Origin of the sequence: Nocardiopsis sp. NPDC006938, from assembly GCF_042869555.1 — a bacterium.
Taxonomy (GTDB): Bacteria; Actinomycetota; Actinomycetes; order Streptosporangiales; family Streptosporangiaceae; genus Nocardiopsis.
The window spans coordinates 295128-314440 of record NZ_JBIAGA010000004.1; the positions used below are offsets into that span (position 1 = coordinate 295128).

Annotated in this window: 19 protein-coding genes; 12 read left to right on the forward strand and 7 right to left on the reverse strand. The window is 71.1% G+C overall.

Annotation, left to right across the window (positions count from 1 at the left end; genetic code table 11):
• The first annotated feature begins 3 nt into the window (after nucleotides 1-3).
• The 3 genes from def (at nucleotide 4) to rnhA (ending at nucleotide 2910) form a co-directional block, all read left to right on the forward strand.
• The gene (gene def / locus ACFYL4_RS08780) at nucleotides 4-669 is read left to right on the forward strand and encodes a peptide deformylase (protein ID WP_387517575.1); all 666 of its coding nucleotides are present in this window, start codon (nucleotides 4-6) and stop codon (nucleotides 667-669) included.
• Between the two features lie 192 nt (nucleotides 670-861).
• Nucleotides 862-2274 carry a PQQ-binding-like beta-propeller repeat protein gene (locus ACFYL4_RS08785; protein ID WP_387517577.1) on the forward strand — a complete coding sequence of 471 codons (1413 nt, stop codon included), beginning with the start codon at nucleotides 862-864 and terminating at the stop codon, nucleotides 2272-2274.
• 162 nt (nucleotides 2275-2436) lie between these two features.
• Nucleotides 2437-2910 (forward strand): ribonuclease HI, encoded by a 474-nt coding sequence (rnhA, locus tag ACFYL4_RS08790; protein WP_357764696.1) that lies wholly within the window; start codon nucleotides 2437-2439, stop codon nucleotides 2908-2910.
• Nucleotides 2911-3071: 161 nt separating this feature from the next.
• On the opposite strand, the gene soxR is transcribed toward rnhA, so the two are convergent.
• Together soxR and ACFYL4_RS08800 are read right to left on the reverse strand one after the other, a co-directional pair.
• Complete coding sequence (gene soxR / locus ACFYL4_RS08795) at nucleotides 3072-3542, reverse strand: redox-sensitive transcriptional activator SoxR (RefSeq protein WP_357764697.1); 471 nt, start codon at nucleotides 3540-3542, stop codon at nucleotides 3072-3074.
• Nucleotides 3543-3552: 10 nt separating this feature from the next.
• Entirely contained in the window at nucleotides 3553-4233 is a 681-nt protein-coding gene (locus ACFYL4_RS08800; protein ID WP_357764700.1) for an ABC transporter ATP-binding protein, read from the reverse strand.
• A gap of 250 nt (nucleotides 4234-4483) precedes the next feature.
• Between ACFYL4_RS08800 and ACFYL4_RS08805 the strand changes: the two genes are divergently transcribed.
• Complete coding sequence (locus ACFYL4_RS08805) at nucleotides 4484-5464, forward strand: DUF2332 domain-containing protein (RefSeq protein ID WP_387517803.1); 981 nt, start codon at nucleotides 4484-4486, stop codon at nucleotides 5462-5464.
• 81 nt (nucleotides 5465-5545) lie between these two features.
• Here the strand turns inward: ACFYL4_RS08805 and ACFYL4_RS08810 are convergent, their stop codons facing one another.
• Nucleotides 5546-6529 (reverse strand): adenosine deaminase, encoded by a 984-nt coding sequence (locus ACFYL4_RS08810; protein WP_387517580.1) that lies wholly within the window; start codon nucleotides 6527-6529, stop codon nucleotides 5546-5548.
• 192 nt (nucleotides 6530-6721) lie between these two features.
• On the opposite strand from ACFYL4_RS08810, the gene ACFYL4_RS08815 reads away from it, so the two are divergent.
• On the forward strand, nucleotides 6722-7885 hold the full coding sequence (locus tag ACFYL4_RS08815; protein ID WP_387517805.1) for an aminotransferase class V-fold PLP-dependent enzyme: 1164 nt from the start codon (nucleotides 6722-6724) through the stop codon (nucleotides 7883-7885).
• A gap of 126 nt (nucleotides 7886-8011) precedes the next feature.
• On the opposite strand, the gene pip is transcribed toward ACFYL4_RS08815, so the two are convergent.
• Nucleotides 8012-8965, reverse strand: coding sequence for a prolyl aminopeptidase (gene pip / locus ACFYL4_RS08820; protein WP_387517582.1), 954 nt, complete (start codon nucleotides 8963-8965; stop codon nucleotides 8012-8014).
• Nucleotides 8966-9103: 138 nt separating this feature from the next.
• Between pip and ACFYL4_RS08825 the strand changes: the two genes are divergently transcribed.
• Nucleotides 9104-9535, forward strand: a complete 432-nt coding sequence (locus tag ACFYL4_RS08825) for a pyridoxamine 5'-phosphate oxidase family protein (RefSeq protein WP_387517807.1) — start codon at nucleotides 9104-9106, stop codon at nucleotides 9533-9535.
• 72 nt (nucleotides 9536-9607) lie between these two features.
• On the opposite strand, the gene ACFYL4_RS08830 is transcribed toward ACFYL4_RS08825, so the two are convergent.
• On the reverse strand, nucleotides 9608-10630 hold the full coding sequence (locus ACFYL4_RS08830) for an aminotransferase class V-fold PLP-dependent enzyme (protein WP_387517584.1): 1023 nt from the start codon (nucleotides 10628-10630) through the stop codon (nucleotides 9608-9610).
• 137 nt (nucleotides 10631-10767) lie between these two features.
• Between ACFYL4_RS08830 and ACFYL4_RS08835 the strand changes: the two genes are divergently transcribed.
• A complete protein-coding gene (locus ACFYL4_RS08835) occupies nucleotides 10768-11724 on the forward strand; it encodes an NAD(P)/FAD-dependent oxidoreductase (protein WP_387517586.1) in 957 nt (318 codons plus the stop codon).
• A 242-nt stretch (nucleotides 11725-11966) separates the two neighbouring features.
• Here ACFYL4_RS08835 and ACFYL4_RS08840 read toward each other — a convergent pair whose 3' ends face one another.
• Nucleotides 11967-13268, reverse strand: coding sequence for a metallophosphoesterase (locus ACFYL4_RS08840; RefSeq protein ID WP_387517588.1), 1302 nt, complete (start codon nucleotides 13266-13268; stop codon nucleotides 11967-11969).
• 278 nt (nucleotides 13269-13546) lie between these two features.
• On the opposite strand from ACFYL4_RS08840, the gene ACFYL4_RS08845 reads away from it, so the two are divergent.
• From ACFYL4_RS08845 to ACFYL4_RS08860, 4 genes are all read left to right on the forward strand, one after another.
• Nucleotides 13547-13891 carry a PadR family transcriptional regulator gene (locus ACFYL4_RS08845; RefSeq protein ID WP_357766974.1) on the forward strand — a complete coding sequence of 115 codons (345 nt, stop codon included), beginning with the start codon at nucleotides 13547-13549 and terminating at the stop codon, nucleotides 13889-13891.
• A complete protein-coding gene (locus ACFYL4_RS08850) occupies nucleotides 13888-14925 on the forward strand; it encodes a permease prefix domain 1-containing protein (protein WP_357766971.1) in 1038 nt (345 codons plus the stop codon). The genes ACFYL4_RS08845 and ACFYL4_RS08850 overlap by 4 nt, the downstream gene beginning before the upstream one ends.
• A 150-nt stretch (nucleotides 14926-15075) precedes the next feature.
• Nucleotides 15076-15768 (forward strand): DNA alkylation repair protein, encoded by a 693-nt coding sequence (locus ACFYL4_RS08855; protein WP_357766968.1) that lies wholly within the window; start codon nucleotides 15076-15078, stop codon nucleotides 15766-15768.
• A gap of 397 nt (nucleotides 15769-16165) precedes the next feature.
• Nucleotides 16166-17137, forward strand: a complete 972-nt coding sequence (locus tag ACFYL4_RS08860; RefSeq protein ID WP_387517591.1) for a phosphotransferase family protein — start codon at nucleotides 16166-16168, stop codon at nucleotides 17135-17137.
• A gap of 21 nt (nucleotides 17138-17158) precedes the next feature.
• Here the strand turns inward: ACFYL4_RS08860 and ACFYL4_RS08865 are convergent, their stop codons facing one another.
• The gene (locus tag ACFYL4_RS08865) at nucleotides 17159-17944 is read right to left on the reverse strand and encodes a putative protein N(5)-glutamine methyltransferase (RefSeq protein ID WP_387517593.1); all 786 of its coding nucleotides are present in this window, start codon (nucleotides 17942-17944) and stop codon (nucleotides 17159-17161) included.
• Nucleotides 17945-18381: 437 nt separating this feature from the next.
• On the opposite strand from ACFYL4_RS08865, the gene ACFYL4_RS08870 reads away from it, so the two are divergent.
• Complete coding sequence (locus tag ACFYL4_RS08870) at nucleotides 18382-19164, forward strand: SDR family NAD(P)-dependent oxidoreductase (RefSeq protein ID WP_387517595.1); 783 nt, start codon at nucleotides 18382-18384, stop codon at nucleotides 19162-19164.
• Nucleotides 19165-19313 lie beyond the last annotated feature (149 nt).

Genomic DNA, 19313 nt, shown 5'->3' on the forward strand with positions numbered 1-19313 from the left:
ACCATGTCGGAGCAGTCCATGCCCGTGCCCGTTACCGTCGTCCAGGGCCGGGAGGTACCGGACTACCCCGAACTGGCCCCCGAGGCCGCCCGGGGCCGTGTCCTACGGATCACGGTCACCGGCGAGGAGGTCCTGCACCGGGTCAACGCCGACGTCCCCGCCTCCATGCTGGGCGGCGCCGAGCTGGCGCGGCTGGTCGACGACATGTTCGTGACCATGTACGCCGCCGAGGGCGTGGGGTTGGCCGGTAACCAGGTCGGGGTGGACCTGCGGCTGTTCGTCTACGACTGCCCTGACGACGACGGGGTCCGGCACGTGGGCCACGTGATCAACCCGGTCCTGGACGAGCGCGACCTGGACGACGCCGTGGTGGTGGAGAGCGAGGGGTGCCTGTCGGTCCCCGGCCCCCACGCCGACCTGGGGCGGGCCGAGCACGCCACGGTGCGCGGGCTGGACCGGGACGGCAACGAGGTGGTGCTCAGCGGGAGCGGGTACTTCGCCCGGTGCCTCCAGCACGAGACCGACCACACCTACGGCAAGCTGTACGTCGACCGGCTCTCGCTGCGCGAGCGCAAGCGGGTGCTGAAGAAGATGAACGAGATGGCCGACAACGTGTTCGCCCGGCGCGAGGAGCGCGCTCGGGAGCTGGAGCAGGAGTTGGCGGAGTAGTCCTCGGCCGCGGGGGTGTACCGGGTGGGTCCGGTACACCCCCGTCGTCGTGTCCGGGGCCGTCCGGCACGGGCGCGCCGTGGTCGTTTCCGGTGTCGTCGCCTCGTCCGTGAACGACCCGCGCCCGGGAGGCATCGCACCAGAGGACGCTCCCCGCCGCCGGGGCGGGGGCCGAGTGAGGGAGTGACCCACGTGACCCGTCCCGATACCGCTCCGGAGGGTGGCGGCTGCCAGCGCTGGTTCCTGGGGTGCCTGGTCGTTCCCCTCTGCGCGGTGCTGGTGCTCGCCCTGGTCCTGTTCGTCGGCAAGGGTTTCCGGGAGGGGCATCTCCTGCTCAACCCCGAGGTCGCGGGGAACACGGCGTGGTCGGTCGAGGGGCTCCCGGGGGAGGTCGTCGGGGGGTGGGCGAGCGATGCGGCGGTGGTCTACGCGACCGAGGACGGGATCACGGCCGTGGACGTGGGCGAAGGCGCGGAGCGGTGGCGGTTGGAGCCTTCGGAGGCCGTGTGCGCGATGGCCCAGGAGAGCCGTGGCGGGGTCGGTGTGTTCCTGGTGGAGGGGGAGACCGAGCCCGACGACGTGGAGGGTGAGGAGGAGGTGCGCTCCTGCGACACGGCACTGCTCGTTGACCTCGACAGCGGCGAGGAGGTCTGGCGGGCCGGTCCGCTGGCCGACGCTGAGGGGGCGCGGGCGGAGCTGCTGTTCTCGCGTGGTTCGGGTGTCGCGCACGTCGGTGACCGGGTCCTGGTGCGCGCGGGGGGTGAGCTCGTGGGGTTGGACGCCGCCTCGGGTGAGGAGTCGTGGCGGCGCGGCTCACTGAGAGCTGAGGGGGTCGCCTGTCCGGCCGCGGACTTCATGGACCGTGGTGAGGGGGAGGTCGTGGTGGTGGGGGACTGTGGCGCGGACGAGTCCGTCACCGTGCACGTGGTCTCCCCGGTGACGGGTGAGGACGTCAGCGCCTTCGCGTTCGAGCGTGGCAGGTCGGGTCCGAAGGTGGACGCGGTGGGGGCCACGTCGCTGGTCGCGGCGGAGCCGATCCATGTGCGGGTCGATCTGGGGCACAGGAGGGGGTTCGGGAGCGGGGGCTATGACCCCGAGGAGGAGGCGGGTCAGGCGCGGGAGCGTCAGCCCGTGCTGGCCTTCGACGACGACGGGCGGGTGCGCAACGAGTTGGTCGTCAGCGGGCTCTTCCCCGTGGGCGGTGGTGAGGCGAGGCCGTTCGTGGTGCGCGACGGTCTTCTCTATTCGAGTACGGATCACTCCAGTTGTTCGAACGAGGTGCGCGCGCACGATCTGGAGACCGGGGAGCTGGTCTGGGAGACGGCGTTGGGTGATCCGGGAGTGTCGGTGGTCGGGGTGCGTGAGGGGCGGCTGTTGGTGATGTTGGACGGGGTCGGGTCCTTTGGTGAGTGTCACATGCTCGGGCCGGGGTGGGACTGGCAGCTGTACGCGTTGGACGCGGCCACGGGTGAGGCTGCGCCGGTGAGTCCGCCGCTGCGTGCTCGGCAGCCGCGTGCCGCGGAGTTGTGGTGGGTTGGGGGCGGGGTGGTGCAGGTGGAGCGCGGTCTGACCGATCGACCTCACCTGTTGGTCTCCTACAGGTGAACGGGTGGTTGGTCGGGAAGGGGGTGGAGGCGCCTTTGGTCGGGTTGGTCGTCCGTGGTGGCTGTCCTGTGGGCTCCATTGGTCCTTATTGGCACTGTAAGTGGCTCTTGTCATGTGGGGTGTGGCCTTTTCGTGACCCGTGGGGGCGGTAGATTGCCCGGCATGCACAACGGGGACGAGGTCGACCAGGGGTCGACGGAACGCGTGGTCATCTACACCGACGGGGCGTGCAGCGGCAATCCCGGTCCGGGCGGTTGGGGGGTGTGGTTGCGCTACGGGGCTCACGAACGCGAGCTGTTCGGCAGCGAGGCGCAGACCACCAACAACCGGATGGAGCTGATGGCGGCCATCCGGGCGTTGGAGAGCCTGACGCGCGACGTGCCGGTTCTGCTGCACACCGATTCCTCCTACGTCAGCAACGGCATCACCTCGTGGGTGCACGGGTGGAAGAAGCGCGGCTGGAAGACGGCTGACAAGAAGCCGGTGAAGAACGTGGACCTGTGGCAGCGTCTGGACGAGGTCGCCTCACGTTATGAGGTGGAGTGGAAGTGGGTGCGCGGACACAGCGGGGACGAGGGGAACGAACGCGCCGACGAGTTGGCCCGGCGGGGGCGTGACGAGGCTGCCGGCCTCTAGCGCGTGTTCTGTGTGGCGGCGGTGTCCTGTCGGGGCGCCGCCGCTTCGTCGTGTGCGGGGCGGGCGGGCGGGGGTGGTCGTCGCGGGCCCGGGGGCCGTGCTGGCGGTGCGGGGGCTTGGGTGTGGTCAGGGTGTGGCCCGGTTCCGGTGTGGGTGGGCGCTCAGGTGGGGTCCTCGTCCTTGAAGGTGTCGACCATGAGGCGGCGCGGGCCGGGGCCGGTGGAGGCGAGTTCGTCGTCGGGGTTGGAGAGCACGCAGGTGTCCAGGGACAGGCAGCCGCAGCCGATGCATCCGGTGAGGTCGTCGCGCAGGCGGATGAGTTGGGTGATGCGGGCGTCGAGTTCCTCGCGCCACTGGGCGGAGACGGCGGCCCAGTCGGTGCGGGTGGGGGTGCGGTTCTCGGGGAGTTGGTCCAGGGCCTCGCGGATGCGTGCCAGGGGGATGCCCACGCGTTGGGAGATGCGGATGAAGGAGACGCGGCGCAGGGTGTCGCGGCGGTAGCGGCGCTGGTTGCCGGTGGTGCGGCGGCTGTGGATGAGGCCCTGGCGTTCGTAGAAGTGCAGGGCGGAGACGGCGACTCCGGCGCGGTCGGCGACCTGGCCGACGGTGAGTTCCTTGGTGATGGGTGGCACGGGGGTCAGTTTAGGCGGGGGTGCTCTGGTGTGCGTACAGGCGTGCGTAGGCGCCGCCGCGCAGGAGGAGTTGGTGGTGGGTGCCGGTTTCGGTGGTGTGTCCGTGGTGGAGGAGGTGGATGCGGTCGGCGGTGCGGGCGTGGGCGGGGTGGTTGGTGAGGGTGAGGTGTGCGGTGGTGGGTGTGGGTCGGGGTGTGGGGGTGGTGGGTTGGTTGATCAGGAGGAGTCGGGCTCCGGTGCGGTGGGCGTAGAGGGTGCGGGCGTGGTGGATGTGGGGGGTGAGGGCGGGGTCGAGGTCGGCGGTGGGGGTGGCCAGGTGGCGGGGGTCCAGGTGGGTGGTGTGGAGGGCGTGGTTGAGGTGGGGGTCGTGGGGGTTGGGGTGAGTGTGGCCGGTGATGGTTTGGGCGAGGGTGGCGTTGGGGTGGGTGGTGTGGAGGGGGGTGTGGGTGGTGGCGTGTCCTGTGGTGGGGGTGGTGTGGTGGTGGAGGAGTTGGGTGAGGGCGTGGGCGGCGGTGGGGGTGAGGCCGACCAGGGCGATGTGTTGTCCGGGGTGGACGGTGAGGTCGAGGTGGTGCAGGAGGGTGGTTCCGGTGGGGTGGGTGAGGGACACGTCGTGGAGGGTGAGCAGGGGTGAGGTGTCGGGGGTGGTGTGGTGGGTGCGCCGTAGGTGGTGGCGGGTGGAGAGCCTCACGGGTGTCCGTTCGTGTGGGTGGTCGTCTCCTGCCTGGGACTGGCCCGGGCGTGTGAGAGTTCTCGTTATGTGTTCGTGTCCTTGGTCTCGTTGTTCAGGGTAGGGGCGGGCGAGTGAGGGCGGGGTCAACCTGTGGGGGCTTGTGGGGGTCTTGAGGTGTTCTTGAGGTAGGGGGTGCCTTCGGGGCGTGGTGGCGGTGGGGGGTAGGTTGCGCGGAACGCGGTTTGGCCGGTGAGGGAGGGGTGCGGTGATGGAGGTGTCGGCGGTGGAGCGGGAGCGCGCTCGGGTCGCGGAGCGGTACCGGTGGTTCGCGAGGAGTTGCGCCAACGGGGGATCGGCGCAGTACGAGCGGCTCGCGTTGGGGGTGGCCGGGGACGCCCGGATGCAGGACCTGGTGTTGTCCCTGCCCGAGGGGAACAAGCGTCAGCCGAACCTTCTGCTGGGGGCGGTGCGGTACCTGGGTGGGCCCACGGGTGAGTGGGGGGCGTTCCGGGACTGGGTGGTGGAGCACTGGGAGCGGGTGCGGGCGGTGGTGATGGCGCGGATGACCCAGACCAACGAGGTGCGCCGGTGCGCGACGCTGCTGCCGGTGCTGGCGGCCCTGGAGGGGCCGCTGGCGTTGGTGGAGATCGGGGCGTCGGCGGGGTTGTGCCTGTATCCGGACCGGTACCGCTACTCCTATGACGGGGGTGAGCCGTTCGGTGCGGTGGGGAATCCGGTGGTGTTGGAGTGCCGTACCGCAGGGGCGGTGCCGGTGCCTGACCGGGTGCCCGAGGTGGTGTGGCGGGTGGGGGTGGACCTGAATCCGCTGGACGCGGCCGATGAGGGGGACGTGCGCTGGCTGGAGTCGTTGGTGTGGCCGGGGGAGCGGGCCGCGGGTCGGGTGGAGCGGTTGCGGGCGGCGGCGTCGGTGGTGGCGGCCGATCCTCCGGAGATGGTGGTGGGGGATCTGCGGGAGGTGTTGCCCGGGGTGGCGGAGCGGGTGCCCCGGGGGGCGACGTTGGTGGTGTTCCACAGCGCGGTGGCGGCGTATCTGTCGGTGGAGGGGCGTGGGGAGTTGGAGCGGTTGGTGGGCGGGTTGCCGGGGCACTGGGTGTCGAATGAGGGGTGGCGGGTCTTTCCGGAGTGGGAGGGGGCGCGGCCGGTGGCGGAGAACGACTTCACGTTGGCATTGGACGGTCGGGTGGTGGGGTGGACGGGTGAGCACGGTCAGTCGTTGACCTGGCGGTGAGGTCGGGGCGGTCGCGGACGACAGGAAGGGGGCTCTCGCACACATGTGCGAGAGCCCCCTTCCTGTTGTGGTGGGGGTGGGTCAGAAGGTGTGGGCGTCGACCTCGGCGAGCAGGGCCTGGCGGCGTTCCTCGGGCAGGAAGGAGGCGGTGAAGGAGTTGCGGGCCAGGGTGCGCAACTGTTCGTGGTCCAGGCCCAGGTGTTCCTGGAGGCCGCGGTAGTTGTCGTCGACGTAGCCGCCGAAGTAGGAGGGGTCGTCGGAGTTGACGGTGACCAGGAGGCCGGCGTCCATGAGTGCGGGCAGGGGGTGGTCGGCGAGGGTGTCGACGGCGCGCAGGCGGACGTTGGAGAAGGGGCACACGGTCAGGGGGGTCTGGGTGGTGGCCAGGTGGGTGACGAGTGCGGGGTCGTCCAGGCAGCGGATGCCGTGGTCGATGCGTTCGGCGCCCAGGAGGTTCAGGGCCTGCCAGATGTAGTCGGCGGGGCCCTCCTCTCCGGCGTGGGCGACGCGGCGCAGGCCGAGGTCGGCGGCGGCCTGGAAGACCTCGGTGAACTTCTGGGGCGGGTTGCCGACTTCGGCGGAGTCCAGGCCGACGGCCTGGATCTGGTGCAGGTGGGGGCGGGCGGCGTGGAGGGTGTCCATGGCTTCGCTGGCGGGGCGGTCGCGTAGGAAGCACAGGATGAGGCTGGTGGAGATGTCGTGGCGTTGGAGGCTGGTGTCCAGGGCGGCGGTGAGGCCGTTGATGACGGTGGCCAGGGGGACGCCGCGGCTGGTGTGGGCCTGGGGGTCGAAGAAGATCTCGGCGTGGCGGACGCCCTGGGTGGCGGCGCGGGTGAGGTAGGCCTCGGCGAGGTCGTGGAAGTCGGCTTCGGTGCGCAGGACTCCCATGAGCTCGTAGTAGAGGTCGAGGAAGGACTGCAGGTCGGTGAAGGAGTAGGCGTCGCGCAGGGTCTGGACGTCGGCGTGGGGCAGGGTGATGCCGTTGCGGTGGGCGAGGTGGAAGGCGAGTTCGGGCTCCAGGGTGCCTTCGATGTGGAGGTGGAGTTCGGCTTTGGGGATGGCCATGGCAGCCGGGCGCCCTTTCGTTGCGGTGGTGTGGTGAGGGGTGTTGGCCATTGTGGCTGATGGCGGGGGGTGGGTCGGTCTGTTGTGGGTGTGGTGGGGGGCGTTGTGGGCCACATCGGCCGGTGTGGGGGGATGTGTGGGGGGCAGGGGTGCGCTGTCGGGTGTTGCCGAGAGTGGAGGAGTGGGTGCGTGGTGGACGTCGCGGAGCTGCGGCAGGACACCCCGGGGTGTGCGGGGTTGGTGTTCTTGGACAACGCCGGGTCGTCGTTGGTGCCCTCGGTGGTGCACGAGGCGGTGGTGGCGCATCTGGAGTTGGAGGCCCGGGTGGGGGGCTATGAGGCGCAGGAGCGGGCGGCGGGGTTGGTGGAGGAGTCCACGGGGCGGATGGCGGCGCTGATCGGTGCCGACCGGAGTGAGGTGGTGTTCTTCGAGGGGGCGTCGCAGGCGTGGTCGGCGGCGTTGGGCGCGGTGGTGCTGGAGGAGGGTCAGCGGGTGTTGACCACGACCAGTGAGTACGCGAGCAACGGGGTGGGGTTGTTGCGGCTGGCGGCGTTGCGGGGGGTGCGGGTGGAGGTGGTGCCCGATGACGCCGACGGGGTGTTGGACGTGGGGGTGTTGGAGGAGGAGTTGGGGCGTGGGGATGTGGGGTTGGTGGCGGTCAACCACATGCCCACGCACAGCGGGTTGGTGAATCCGGTGGAGGAGGTGGGGGCGCTGTGTCGGCGGTTCGGTGTGGTGTACCTGGTGGACGCCTGCCAGTCGGTGGGCCAGTGGGAGGTGGACGTGGAGCGGATCGGGTGCGACCTGCTGTCGGGGACGGGCCGCAAGTTCCTGCGGGGGCCTCGGGGGACGGGGTTCTTGTATGTGCGGGAGGGGACGCCGTTGGGGGAGCCGCTGGCGGTGAACCACATCGGTGGTCGGTGGAGTGGGCCGGGGGAGTACCGGGTGTTGCCGGGGGCGGCGGGGTTCGAGGCGTTCGAACACGCGGTGGCGGCGCAGGTGGGGTTGGGGGTGGCGGCTGGTTACGCGCTCGATGTGGGGATGGGGTGGGCGCGGTCGCGGATCGGCGGGTTGTCGGGGTGGTTGCGGTCGGAGTTGGGCGGGGTGCCCGGGGTGGTGGTGCATGACCGGGGGCGGGAGTTGTCGGGGATCGTGACGTTCTCGGTGGTGGGGCGTGAGGCGGAGTGGGTGGTGGGGGCGTTGCGGGAGCGGGGTGTGCGCACGAGTGTGACGCGGCCCTTCGACCAGCGGTGGTCGGCTGGTCCGGGGCACGCGGTGGTGCGGGCTTCGGTGCACTACTACAACTCGGAGGAGGAGTTGGAGCGCACGGTGGGATGGGTGCGCTCTTTGGTGTAGGCCCTGGGCGGGTCGGGTGTGGTGGCGGTGTGGCTGTCGTGGTGGGGTGTGGTGGCCGGGCGGAGGGCCCGGGGGGCGGGGGTTGTGCGGGGACCGGTGGGGGTGGCCGGTCCCCGCTCTGGTGTGTCAGTCCAGGTCGGCGTAGCGGTCGGTGGCGGCGACCACGGTCTGGGCGATGCCGCCGGTGTTGCTGGTGTGGGCGGCGTCGCCGACGATGACGAGTTCGGCGGCGGGCCAGTTCCTGGCGAGGTCGTGGGCGGTGTCGGAGGGGCCGCTGATGTCGAGGCGGCCGTTGACGAGGGTGGCGGGGATGTGGGCGACGCGGTCGGTGTTGTCGAGGAGTTGGCGGGGGGCGAGGAAGCAGTCGTTGGCCCAGTAGTGGGTGACGGCGCGGGCGAAGGTGAGGCGGAAGGCGGGGTCGGCGTAGCGGGGGTTGGGTGTGAAGCCGGGTGCGGTGGCGACGTGGGTGTCCTCCCACTGGCACCAGGCCTGGGCGGCGTCGTGGCGGACGGTGGGGTCGGGGTCGGCCAGGAGGCGGGCGTAGGCGGCGGGCAGGGCTCGGGGGTCGGCGTCGGGTCCGGCGGCGGCGCGGAAGCGTTCCCATTCTTGGGGGAAGACGCGGCGCATGTCGTGGGTGATCCAGGTGATCTCGGCTCGGGTGCCCGCGGTGACGGCGAACAGGACGAGGGAGATGACGTGGTCGGGGTGGGCCTGGGCGTAGGCCAGGCCCAGGCAGGAGCCCCATGAGGCGCCTATGACGTGCCAGCGGGTGATGCCCAGGTGGGTGCGCAGGGCCTCGAAGTCGTCGATGAGGTGGGGGGTGGTGTTGGTGGTCAGGTCGGCGGTGGGGTCGCCGATGTCGGGAGTGCTGGCTCCGGTGCCGCGTTGGTCGAGCAGGATCATGCGGTAGCGGTCGGGGTCGGTGAACGCGGACCAGCTGGTGTGGGAGCCGGAGCCGGGTCCGCCGTGGACGGCGAGGACGGGGGTGCCGTGGGGGTTGCCGCACTCCTGCCAGAAGAGGCGGTGGCCGTCGGGGCGGGTGAGGTGGCCGCTGGTGTGGGGGGTGGTGGGGGTGTACACAGAAGCTCCGTTTCGTGGGTGGGTGGTGAGTGTAGTGGGGGTTGGTGTGGGGCGGGGGATGGTTGCTGGGAGGGTTGGGGGTGGTGGTTGTCCTGGTGTGGAGGGGGTTGCGTGGTGGAGCCGGTGGGTGGCGTGGGCATGACGGGTGAGGAGGGGGTGGGTGTGGTGGAGAGTGACCCGTTCTTGGTGTTCTGGGGTGAGCGGCATCTGTGCACGTTGGCGTCGCCGCGTCCGGACGGGAGTCTGCACCAGGTGCCGGTGGGGGTGACCTACGACCCGGAGCGGCACCTGGCGCGGGTGATCTCGTCGGGGTCGAGTTACAAGGTGGTGAACCTGGAGGCGCGGCCGGGGTCGTTGGTGTCGGTGTGTCAGGTGGAGGGGCGCCGGTGGTCGACGTTGGAGGGTCGGGCGTGGGTGCGTCGTGATCCGGAGGCGGTGGCCGAGGCGGTGCGCCGGTACGCGGTGCGGTATCGGGAGCCGCGGGTCAATCCGGATCGGGCGGTGATCGAGATCGCGGTGTCGCGGGTGATGGGGAACGTGCGGCCGGAGCGGGAGGGGATCGTCCCCTGAAGGGCCCGGGTTCGGGGTGTGTGGGGCTGGTGTGCGGGTGGGCGCGCCAGCCCCTTCGTCGTGTGCGGGGGGTCAGCGGGTGAGGGCCTTGGCGGCGCGGTCGGCGTCGTTGTCGGTGTTGTAGAGGTGGAAGGCCAGGCGGGTGTGGCCGTCGCGTTCGGTGGCGATGATGCCGGCGTCGTGGAGGGTGGCCAGGGCGCCGGGGTGGTCGACGGTGGTGATGGCGGAGTGGGCGGGTGGTTGGCCCAGGTGGGCGCGGAAGCGGTCGGCCAGGCGGGTGTTGTGGGTGTGGATGTGGTCGATGCCGTGGTCGAGGAGGGTGCGTAGTGCGGGTGCGGCGGCGGTGGCGGCGAGCCAGTTGGGGGAGAGGTCGAAGGCGCGGGCGGTGGGTGAGGGGGTGAAGTGGTCGCGGTAGAAGGCGGTGGCGGGGTGGGCGTCGGCCATGGGTCCGGCGTTGGTGGGGCGTAGGCGGGTGCGTAGGTGGGGGGAGAGGTAGGCGAGGGCGAGGCCGCGGGGTGCCATGAGCCATTTGTAGGCGGAGCAGACCAGGGCGTCGAAGCGGGTGGCGTCCAGGGGGAGCCATCCGGCGGCTTGGGTGGCGTCGGCCAGGACGAGGGTGTGGTGGGTGCGGGCGGCGGTGAGGATGTCGTCGGTGGGGGCCAGGGTGCCGTTGTTGGATTGGACGGGGCTGTAGGCGACGAGGTGGGTGGTGGGGGTGATGTGGTCGGCCAGGGCGTGCAGGGGTGCGGTGTGCACGGTGATGCCGCGGTCGGCGTGGGCGTGGAAGGGGAAGGTGGTGGAGGTGAACTCGCCTTGGGGGAGGAGGACGTGGGCGCCGTCGGGGAGTGAGGCGGCGATGGTGCCGACGAGTTGGGCGGTGCTGGCGCCCAGGGTGATGTCGTCGGTGGGGGCGTGGAGGAGTTCGGCGAAGTGGGTGCGGGTGGTTTCGGTGGCCTGGTTCCAGTGGTGGGGGTCGCCGGTGGCGGTGTGCCAGTCGTGGGTGGCTTGGGTGAGGGCGTGGTGGGCGGTGGTGGGTGGGATGCCGTATTGGGCGGTGTTGAGCCAGGTGGTGTCGGTGTTCCAGAGGCGGTTCATGGGTGGAGGGTAGGTGATGGTGGGTGGTTGTGCGTGGTGTGGGCGGTTTCCACCCGATGTTTTGCTGTTCTGGCAAGCATTGTTGTCGGTGTGGGGGGTGGGGGTGAGGATGGGGGCGAGAGCGAAGGAGAACGGTGATGGACACTTCCGTACGTGAGTTCGATGTCGTGGTGGTCGGCGGGGGCGTCGCCGGGCTGGCGGGGGCGCTGACCCTGGCCCGGGCGCGTCGGTCGGTGCTGGTGGTCGACGAGGGTCGGCCCCGCAACGCCCCGGCCCGGGGGGTGCACGGGCTGCTGGGGTCGGAGGGTGTCTCCCCCGCCGAGCTGCTCGAGCGCGGGCGAGCCGAGGTGGCCTCCTACGGTGGCCGGGTCCTGCGGGGGCGGGTGGAGTCGGTGGAACGCGGTGGTTCGGGGTTCACGGTGGTGTGCGCGGACGGCACCGTGGTGGGCGCGCGGCGGCTGCTGGTGACCACCGGTGTGGTGGACGAGCTCCCCGACATCCCGGGGGTGGCCGAGCACTGGGGGTCGGGGGTGCTGCACTGCCCGTACTGCCACGGGTGGGAGGTGCGCGACCAGCCGGTGGCGGTGGTGGCCGACGGGCCGGTGGCCGTGCACGCCGGTCTGCTGTGGCGGCAGTGGACCGACCGGGTGACGGTGTTCGCCGACCCGGGGCGGGACCTGGGGGAGCAGGGCCGCGAGAAGCTGGCGGCGCGCGGGGTCACCGTGGTCGCCGAACCGGTGGCGGCGGTGGAGGCCGACGACGACGGGGTGAGCGGGGTGCGCACCGCGGACGGCGTGGTCCGGGCGGTGCGCGCGGTGGTGGTGCCGACCTTCACCCGCTCGCGGTCCGGGCTGCTGGCCGACCTCGGGGTACCGGAGCGTGACCTGCGTATGGGCGAGTTGGTGATGGGCACCCACGTGGAGGCCGACGCCATCGGGGCCACTCCGGTGCCCGGGGTGTGGGCCGCGGGCAACGTCGTGGTGCCCCACGAACAGGTGGTCAACGCGGCCGCGGCGGGTAACCGGGCGGGGGCGGCGATCAACGCCGACCTGGTCATGGAGGAGGCGGGCGCGGCGGTGGAGCGGGCGCTGTAGCGACCGGCGCGGCGGTGGAGCGGGCGCTGTAGCGACCGGCGCGGCGGTGGGGCCGCCCCGGCGCCGTGCGGGTGGTCCGTGCGAGGACCGCGGTGGGGCGGCGCCCAAGGGAACCGGCTCCGGTGGCGGGGCGCGGGCGGGGGTGCCGGTCCCGTGACCTCGAACGGGTGTGCGGGAAGGGGCGGGGCGCCCGGCCGCCCGCACGCGGCACCGGGCGCCCCCTCGGGAAGGGCCTTGGGTGGTCAGGGCGAGGTGGTCACACGCTTGCCCTGGTCGTCCTTGACGATGGTGAAGGAGTCCACGACCCGGCCGTCGGCGGTACGGGCCACGTAGTCCAGGGTGGTGCCGTCCACCTCCACGGCCTGGTAGGTCTGGGTGTCGGTGACCTGGAGCCGGGCCTCGGCGCCGTGGTCGGTCCAGTTGCGGTCGCGGGCGTCGTACATCTTGGGGCCGGTGACCGAGACCGCGTACACGGGGCCGGTGTGGGTGTCGGGGTCCTGGGTGCGGTTGGCCAGGAGGTTGCCGCGGCTGTAGGAGTGGTCGTGTCCCTGGAGGACCAGGTCGACGTCGTGCTCTTCCAGTGTGTCGAGCCAGGCCTGGCGCAGGGGGCCGTTGTCGCGGCCGGGGCTGTTGGAGAAGACCGGGTGGTGGAAGGTGACCACCGTCCACTCCTGGGGGTTGTCCTCCAGGACCCCCTCCAGCCACTCCTGTTGGGCGTCCAGCCACGGGCCGGGGCGTGAGGAGGCGGCGTTGCGGTAGTTGGAGTTCAGGACCACGAACCGTACGCCCTGGTAGTCGGTGTAGTAGACGGTCTTGTTGAGGTCCGCGCCCTGGGCGGGGCCGTTGCCCGCGCCGGGGAACTGTAGCGCCCAGTGGTCGCTGAGATCGCTCCCGGAGTACTCGTGGTTGCCGGGGGTGGCCAGGTGGTTGATGCCGCCGGTGGTCTGGGAGCCGAAGGCGTCGTACCACTGCCCCCACTGGGAGTCGCTGTTGGCGTGGTCGATGAGGTCGCCGGCGTGCACGGCCAGCTCGGCGTCGGGTTCGGCGGCCAGGGCGGCGCGCACGACCGGTGCGGCGCCGGAGGGGATGTCGTTCTGGATGTCGCCGAAGTACAGGAAGGTGAAGGGTTCGGCGCCCGAGGCTGCGGTGGTGAAGGTGTGCCAGTCGCTGACGGTCCGTTCGGCGTCGCCCACCCGGTAGCGGTAGTCGGTGTCGGGGGTCAGGCCGTGGGCGGTGGCGGCGTAGTGGGTGCCGCCCGCATCGCCGCTGACCCGGCCCGCCACCCGGGTGACCTGGTCGGGGTCGGATGCGGGGGCGATCTCCAGGACGGCGGTGTCGCCGTGGTCGGCGCGCCAGGTCACCGTCTGGGAGGTGGAGGGGTCGGCGGTGGGCGAGAGCGTGAGCCGTTCGGGTGAGTCCTGGGCGGCGGCGGTGGAGGGTAGGGCCACGGCGGGGGCCAGTGCCACGGCCCCGGCGCTCAGCACCGCCAGGGTGCGCAGGGCCAGGGCGTGCCGGATGGGCAGGGGGCGGGGGGTGGCGCTCATGCGGGGTTCGCTTTCGTGCCGGGGGCGGGACGGTGGCGACGGTAACCGACGGTGTGTAACGGGACGTGAACCCTGGGTGTCGTCCGGTGTTCGCCTGGGGTGACCCCCTGGAGCGCGGGACTCCGCCGAGCGGGGATGGATACGCGGGTCCGCGCGAAGCGGTGGCCTCCGTGGGTGGCGAAGTCGATCACATCGGCAGCTCGATCGAGGGCTTGTCATGCTACGACAGTCGTAGTACGTTCGAGGTAGTAAAAGGCCAAGGGTGAAGGGGAGCGTTCGTGATCAGCGCCGACGCCATCCGTGGCTATGTCGACCTCATGGTGCTCTCACTGCTGCGCCACGGTCCGTCCTACGCCTACAAGCTCGCGCAGCGCATCACCGCGATCAGTGGCGGCAACTACGCCATCAAGCAGACCACGCTGTACTCAGCGGTGAAGCGGCTCGAATCCAGCGGTCACGTCAGCTCGTTCGCCGACATCGCGCCGTCCGGCAAAGCGCGCACGTACTACCGCATCACGGGCATGGGCCTAGCCCACCTCGACGCGAAGATCGAGGAGTGGCACAGCACGAAGTCCGTCGTCGACAAGTTCATCGACATAACCAGCGAAGGAGACGCTCCGTGAACGTCGTCACCTCCTATCTGGACACGATGTTCAGCGCCTACCCGCAGACCTCGCGCCTGCTCGAGGCCAGGGCCGAGTTGCAGGGCATGATGGAAGACGCCTACGCGACCCTCATCGCCGAGGGCCACACCGAGAACGAGGCGGTCGGGCGCGTGATCCGCGACTTCGGCAGCCTCGAAGAGGTCGCACCGGTTCTCGGCATCACCACTGACCTCGCTTCGGCGCCGACCGCGACGTCTGCGTCCGCCGCCGCTGACGCGGGTGCGGGTGCGGCCCCCGCTCTCTTTCGGCACCCGCCCGTGACCCTCGCGGAAGCCCAGGACTACGCGGAAGCACGGCGCCGTACCCGCTTCCATACCAGTGCGGCGGTCGTGCTCTTCGTGCTCTCACCCGCGGCATTGATCACGCTTCCGGTGGCCACCGCGTCCGGCGTGCTCACCGTCGGCAACTCCGTCGGAATCTTCGTCGGGATTGTGATTCTGCTCGTGTTGGTCGCCATCGGAGTGACCCTGCTGATCACGGCCTCTCGAGAGACAGCACCCCACAGGCGCATTGCGGAGGATCGCTTCTCCGTCAATCCGGAAGTCACCCGCTGGGCCGAGGCGCTGGCCCGACGGAACAGCCGCGGGCGGACCCGCTCCCTTCGAGTCGCGATCGCACTCTGGATTCTGGGGCCCCTGCCACTCGTCGCCGCCGCGCTCTTCACGGACAGTTCGCCCCAGGGTGACAGCTGGACCATGGTCGGTGTCGTGGTCGTACTCGCCATCGTCGCGGCCGGACTCGGGGTACTGCTGCCCCAGACCTGGGCGCACACCGCCGCTGGACAACTCACCCGTGGCAGCGGAGCGGAGCGCAGCGCCGTCGGCGTGATCGCGGTGTTCTACTGGCCGCTCCTCGCCGCGATCTACCTCGCCTGGAGCCTCGTCGGCGAGGCCTGGGGCGACTCCTGGGTTGTGTGGCCCATCGGAGCGGTGCTCTTCGCCGGGATCGCAGCGGGCAGCCATGCGACCGAAAGGTATCGCCGGGCACGTTGACGCTCCCTCTGACGCACGACCGATGGTGTGGCGGCGGCCTGGACACGCCTCGTTACGGTGAGGCCCTCCGAGAGCGAGCACCCACTCGAGAACGCGGCGACCGCCGCTCCGGAACACAGCGATCCAACGACGACAGGAAGGTCACGGGAAATGGCACAGCCCCTTGAGCGTATCCAGGACACCTTGCGTAACCGGTGCAGCTCCGAGGAGCGGGAGAAGATCGTGCGACGTCTGCCGCCCGACAGCGGCCTGGACGCGATCGGTGTCCGGATGAAGGAGGTGTTCGACACCGCCAAGCGGTGGGCGGACATCGACCTTCCCCAGCTCCCCGGCCTGTTGACCAGTCCGTGGTACGAAGTGCGTATGGTCGGCGTCGCGATCCTCGACTTCAAGGCGCGGCGCCGTGGTCTTGACGAGGATGGACGGCGTGAGCTCTACGAGACCTACATGAACCATCACGGATACATCAGTGTCTGGGATCTTGTCGACCGCTCAGCCCCCCGCGTCGTCGGCTGGTACCTGCTCGACAAGTCACGTCAACCGCTGTTCGACCTCGCTCGGTCCGATGTGGCGATCGAGCGGCGGACCGCGATCACCGCCTCCTTCTGGCTCATCCGGCAGGGTGACCTGGATGACCCGCTCGCCCTGGCCGAGCTGCTCCTCGAAGATCCCAGTGCACTCGTCGCGAAACCAGTCGGCACCGCTCTGCGCGAGGTCGGCAAGATCGACCAGCGACGTCTGCTCGATTTCCTCGCCGAGCACCGCCACCGGATGAGCCGCCCGACCCTGCGCCTGGCGACGTACCTGCTTCCAAGCGACATCGAGCGCTCCCTTCGAGAGTAGGCGCAGCCCCAGCCCAGTACCGGTACGGGCTCGTGCACCAGCTCCGCCCATGGCCGAGGCGCTGATCATCGGCGGCGGCCGAGCTCTGTCAGCCGAGGCCCCGTGACCTGTGACCGATGGTCGCGGGCGTCTTCTCCAGCGTGCCCCGTAAGACGCTCTGTCCGGTCGGTCGGTGAAAGCCACGGAAAGCACCAGAGCACCGGGGCAACGGCTCCTACCAGCCCCCACCGATCCTCTGGGACCGGCGAACCGACGTCAGCACAGCAGGGACGAGCGGGGTGGGTCCGCGCCAAGCGATCCACCGGCTGGTGTCGTCCGGTGTTCGCCTGGGGTGGCCTCCGTGGAGCGCGGGTCTGGCATAGCGTTCGACCATCCGTCCCCTCGCCAAGGAGTTCTCATGGGTCCCACGCGCGCACGTGTACCGTCCCACGCCCTCACCCGACTGGCCCGGCGCGTCCTGGGTCTGCGTGTGGTGGGGGTGGAGCGGCTGCGCGGCGGCACCAAGAAGGGCGTGTACCGGCTGGTGGCCGCCGACTCCTCCACCCTGGTCGCCTACGTGTGGAACACCGCGGAGAACTACTGGCCCACCGGCCCCGAACCCGAGCAGGGGCCCCTGGACCACGCCGACGGCGCCGACCTGTTCGAGACGGCCACCCGGGCACTGGGATCGGTGGGAGTGCGCACCCCGCGCGTGTACTGGGCGGGCTACGGCCTCGCCGACCTGGGGGACGTGGCCCTGGTGGAGGACGTGCGCGGCCCCACCCTGGAGGACCACATGCGCCACGGCTCCCCCACCCTCGTCGAGGGGGTACTGGACCGGTTGGGCGAGGCGTTGACGGCGATGGGCACCCGGCGGGAGCCGGGGGTGGGCAAGGTGGGGCGGCCGCTGGACCGGGAGCGTTCGTGCGCGCGGGTGGTGGTGGACCGGGCACGGGAGGATCTGGCGGAGGGGGCGCGGCGCCGGTCGGAGCTGGCGGGGGTCGCCTCCCAGGTGCAGGTGCGGCTGGGCGCGCTGTTCGAAGCGGTGGGGCCCCGGTTCGAACACGGTCTGGTGCACGGTGAACTGGGGCCCGACCACGTCCTGGTGGACGCTGGGGGCGAGCCGGTGCTGATCGACGTGGAGGGGCTGATGTTCTTCGACGCCGAGTGGGAGCACGTGTTCCTGCGGCTGCGGTTCGGTGACCGGTACCCGCGCCTGGAGCGGTCCGGTCTGGACCCGGCCCGCCTGGATCTGTACACGTGGGCCCAGCACCTGTCGTTGGTGGCCGGGCCGTTGCGGCTGCTGGACGGGGACTTCCCCGAACGCGAGGTGATGGAGCGGATCGTCGAGCACCACCTGGGTCGGGTGCTCGCCCTCGCCCGGGGGTGAGGGCGAGCACCGTCAGACCGGTCAGCGGCGTTGGCCGATGACCACACAGGTGTCGGTGTCGTCGCAGGTCAACGAGGTGGCCAGGAGTCCCCCCGCCGTCAGGGCGGCCATGGCGTCGGTCCGCTGACCCGGGTTGGCCTGGATCAGCAGGTGCCCGCGAGGCGCCAACCAGGCGCGGGCGTGGGCACAGACGCGGCGCACCACGTCGAGTCCGTCGAGGCCGCCGTCCAGGGAACGACGGGGTTCGTGGTCGCGTACCTCGGTGGGCAGGAGGGCGATCTGCTCCGTGGGCACATAGGGGGCGTTGACGACCACCACGTCAACGCGGCCGCGCAGGGTGGCCGGTAGCGGGGAGAAAAGGTCACCGTGGTGGGCCCGTCCACCCAGGGGGGCGATGTTGTGTTGGGCGCAGCGCACGCTGGTGGCGTCGATGTCGGTGGCGTGCAGGCGCACCCCGCGTTGGCGGGTGGCCAGGTAGGCGCCCAGGGCGCCGGTGCCGCAGCACAGGTCCACGACCAGGGCCCCGGGGCGTGTGCGGGCCAGGGCCTTGGTCGCGAGGAACTCGGTTCGGGGGCGGGGGACGAACACACCGGGCTCGACGCGTAGGCGCAGGTCGTGGAAGCGTGCCCAGCCGAGGACGTGTTCGAGCGGGGTTCCGGAGCTGCGCCGCTCGGCCATGCGAGCGCGTTCGCGGGGGGTGTGCGCGGTGGCGGTGATCAGTGCCGCCTCCTCTTCGGCGAACACGCATCCGGCCTTGCGCAGCTGGGCGACGAGCGAGGTGGAGGGTGGGCAGGGGAGGTGTGACAAGGGGGCCTTTCGGGGTGTCTTCGGACACCCCGGGGGCTACACCTCGGTGGCGTGCGGAGTGCGGGGTGCCCGTCCTGCTGTCGCGTTGATCGGTCCCACCTCCTCGGTCGTGGTGTGCGTACCCAATGTAGTCCGCCACGGGCGGTCGGAGCCACTGTTGGCGCTTGCCGGGCGGGACGTGTTCGAGGGTCTCGGGAGAGTAATCGCGTGGCGGGCGCGGGGTGGAGCGCGTATCGTGCTCCGCATGCGTTCCTGAGTGGTCGGTCCCCGCGTGCGTGGCGTGATGCCCCGTGGGGAGAACCCCTGCCCTGGTCGGGACGCCGTGTTTCGCTCTCTCTTTCTCCTTCTCCTCCTCTCCTGTTCCGCCGTGCCGCGCGGTCCTCCGCGTCGGCGCGTTCGTGTATCCGGTTCGCAGTGGACGACGTTGAGGAGAGATCATGATCGACACCGGTCTGGCGGGACGGACCGTCCTGGTGACGGGCGGTTCGGGAAACATCGGCGGGGCGATCGGCCGCGCCTTCGCCGCCCAGGGCGCCCGCGTGGCGGTGCACTACCTGGACCAGGACCCGCCCGCTCCGGAGGGAACCGCGTGGGCGCACGTGACCCCCGGTCGCCAGGCGGCGCACCGGTGGGCGGACGAGCTCGGCAACGGCGCGTTCGCGGTGGGCGCCGACCTGTCCGATCCCCAGGCGCTCCCGTGGTTGGTGGGTGAGGTCGTGGGGCGGACCGGGGCGATCCACGTACTGGTGAACAACGCCGCGCACTGCGAGACCCCCGACACCGTGGAGACGTTGACGCACGCCTCGCTGGAGCGCCACTACCGGGTGAACGCCGTGGCCCCGGCGGTGCTGACCAGTGAGGTGGTGGCGCGGCGTCGCGGTGGCGAGCCGCTGTGCGTGGTCAATGTCAGCACGGACGCGGCCCGGGCCTTTCCCGGCCAGACCGGTTATGGGACGTCCAAGGCGGCGTTGGAGGCGTTGACCCGGTCGATGGCGTTGGATCTGGCGCCCGGTGGTGTGCGGGTGAACGCGGTGGCGCCCGGGCCGGTGCAGACGGGGTGGATGGACGCGGATCTGGTGGAGCGTGTGGCGCGGGTCGTGCCGATGGGGCGGGTGGGCACCCCCGACGACATCGCCGACGCGGTGGTTTTCCTCGCCTCCGACCAGGCGCGTTGGGTGACGGGGCAGGTCGTGCAGGTCGCGGGTGGGCACGCCCTGTGAGGCTGGCGGCGGGGTTCGTGCGGTGGTGTGATGGCGAGCCCCCGCTGTGACGGTCGTTCGCTGACGGGCGGGGGCAGGTCGCTCAGAGCGGAGTCGTGGCCAACGGTTCGCTCGCCGCGGTGTCGGGTCCGCCCGTCGCCTTGCCGTGG